Here is a 2,546-nt window from a genome sequence, read left to right as displayed (position 1 = left end):
AAGGATTCGGGGACCTTCCTTCCGGGCCACGGCGGCTTCTACGACCGCGTGGATTCGCTCCTCTTCGCGGCGCCGGTCCTCTGCGGGGCGATCCTCGTGAAGATGGCGGCCGCGGCGTGAAGGAAGCTCGCGCAGCCGGCGAAGTTCGCGGTCTGCGGAAGCGAGCGGCGGTGCGGGTCCTGTCGGGACGCGACCCGCTGGGCCGGACCGGCGCATGTCCGGCTCGTGCGACTGGAGCGGTGCGCGGCGGCCCGATCCCAGCGGGGCTCGCATCCCGCCACCCGCCGTCGCTCGCGGCGAAGAGCCGCGAACTTCGGGCAAGCACATATAACCGCGCGGCTTGCCGCGCCACCCCGCTACCTCTCCCCTGGGGAGAGGATGTCGGCCGAAGGCCGACTGGTGAGGGGTTCCCGCAGGAACGCCAGGGAGACGGGAGGATCTCGCGACGGCGTCGCTCGGATGGTTCTGAAGCTCGCGCAGCCGGCGAAGTTCGCGGTCTGCGGAAGCGAGCGGCGGCGCGGGTCCTGTCGGGACGCGACCCGCTGGGCCGGGCCGGCGCATGTCCGGCTCGTGCTGCGGGAGCGGTGCGCGGCGGCCCGATCCCAGCGGGACTCGCATCCCGCCACCCGCCGTCGCTCGCGGCGAAGAGTCGCGAACTTCGGGCAGACCCTTGCTTGGGAGACGGGAGGATCTCGCGACGGCGTCGCTCGGGCAGTCTTGATCCTCAACGTCCCCGAGGGCCGCGGTGACGAGATCGATCGCGCTGCTCGGCGCCACCGGGTCGATCGGGCGGTCCACGCTCGACGTGGTGGCCGCATTTCCGGAGGACTTCCGGATCGTCGCGCTCGCCGCCGGCCGCCGTCTCGAGCCGCTCGCCGAGGCGGTCCGCCGGTTCCGGCCCGAGATCGTGTCGGTCGGGAGCGAGGAGGACATCGCGCCCTTCCGGGCCCTCGTCCCCGAATACCGCGGAGAGATCGCCGCCGGCGCGGCGGGGCTCGACGCCTGCGCGGCGTGGGGCGGCGCCGACACGGTCGTCGCGGGGCTCGTCGGTGCGGTCGGCCTCTCGTCGGCGCACGCGGCGCTCCGGGCGGGAAAGCGCCTCGCGCTCGCCAACAAGGAGACGATGGTCGTCGCCGGCGAGATGATGGCGCGCGCGGCGGCGGAATCGGGCGCGGAGATCGTGCCCGTCGACTCGGAGCACAGCGCGATCCACCAGGCGCTCCGCGCCGGAAAGCCGGCGGAGGTCGAACGGCTGATCCTGACCGGATCGGGCGGTCCGTTCCGGACCCGCGATCTCTCGACCTTCGACTCGATCTCGATCGAGGACGCGCTGGCGCATCCGACGTGGAAGATGGGGCCCAAGATCACGATCGACTCGGCCACGATGATGAACAAGGGGCTCGAGATCATCGAGGCCCGATTCCTCTTCGGCGTGTCCGCCTCGCGGATCGACGTCCTGATCCACCCGCAGTCGCTCGTCCATTCGATGGTCGAGTTCCGCGACGGGTCGATCGTCGCCCAGATGGCCGTCAACGACATGCGCTTTCCGATCCTGTACGCGCTTTCCTACCCGGACCGCCCGGCGTCCCCGTTCGGCCGGCTTTCGCTCGCGGGAGCGCGTCTGGAGTTCGGCGAGGTCGACTCGCGCCGCTACCCGGCGGTGGCGCTCGCGCGCGAAGCGCTCGAGGAGGGCGGCGCGGCGCCGGCGATCCTGAACGCCGCCAACGAGATCGCCGTCGAGGCGTTTCTCGCCGGGAAGATTCCGTTTCTCCGGATTGTTCCCGTCGTCGTGGAAACGCGCTCCGCCATGGGAAGCCGCGCCGCGCCGGCGTCGGTCGCGGAAGCGCGCGAGGTCGACGCGGAGGCGCGGCGCGTCGCGCGTGACCGCGCCCTCCGGGCCGCCGGGACGGCCGCATGAACTTCCTCCAGGACGTTCTCGCGATGGCGGTCGTGCTCTCGATCGTCGTTTTCATCCACGAGTTCGGCCATTTCGCGGTCGCGAAGCTCTTCGGCTTCCCCGTCGAGGTCTTCTCGTTCGGCTTCGGCAAGCGGATCGTCGGCGTCAAGTGGAAGGAGACCGACTATCGGATCTCCGCCCTCCCGCTCGGCGGGTACGTCCGCGTCTCGGGTCTCGGCCCCGACGAGTCGACGGCGGTCGGAGCCGTCGAGAGCGCGGGAGCCGTTTCCGGGCCGCGATGGCAGCGCGCGCTCATCCTGCTCGCGGGCCCGGTGATGAACTTCGCGCTCGCGATCGCGCTCTCGGCGGCGATCTTCGTCGCGGGACGGTCGGTTCCGGCCTACCGGCTCGAGCCGCCCGTGATCCGCTCGATCGCCGCGAATTCCCCCGGCGCGCAGGCGGGGTTCCGGAAAGGGGACCGCATCCTTTCGATCGACGGTTCGCCGACGCCGACCTGGCAGGAGGCGGAGTTCGCGTTCTCGGTCGCGCCGCGCCAGAAGCTCGCCGTCGAGATCGAACGCGACGGGGCCCGGCAGACGATCCCGGTGGTTCCGCGCGCGGTCTCGAAATTCGACCTCGGCTTTACCGG

3 protein-coding genes are annotated in these 2,546 nt (G+C 71.5%); all 3 read left to right on the top strand.

Annotated features, from left to right (window positions below):
• Positions 1-120, top strand: a 120-nt coding sequence (locus VKH46_14970; protein HKB72147.1) for a phosphatidate cytidylyltransferase, incomplete at its 5' end; no start/stop codon positions are given.
• Between the two features lie 625 nt (positions 121-745).
• Positions 746-1,918, top strand: a complete 1,173-nt coding sequence (gene dxr / locus VKH46_14965) for a 1-deoxy-D-xylulose-5-phosphate reductoisomerase (GenBank protein HKB72146.1) — start codon at positions 746-748, stop codon at positions 1,916-1,918.
• Positions 1,915-2,546: site-2 protease family protein (locus tag VKH46_14960; protein HKB72145.1), on the top strand; the 632-nt coding region annotated here is incomplete at its 3' end. The genes dxr and VKH46_14960, both read left to right, overlap by 4 nt.

The organism is Thermoanaerobaculia bacterium, assembly GCA_035260525.1.
Classification (GTDB): domain Bacteria; phylum Acidobacteriota; class Thermoanaerobaculia; order UBA5066; family DATFVB01; genus DATFVB01.
This window is presented reverse-complemented; position numbering and strand designations above follow the sequence as displayed.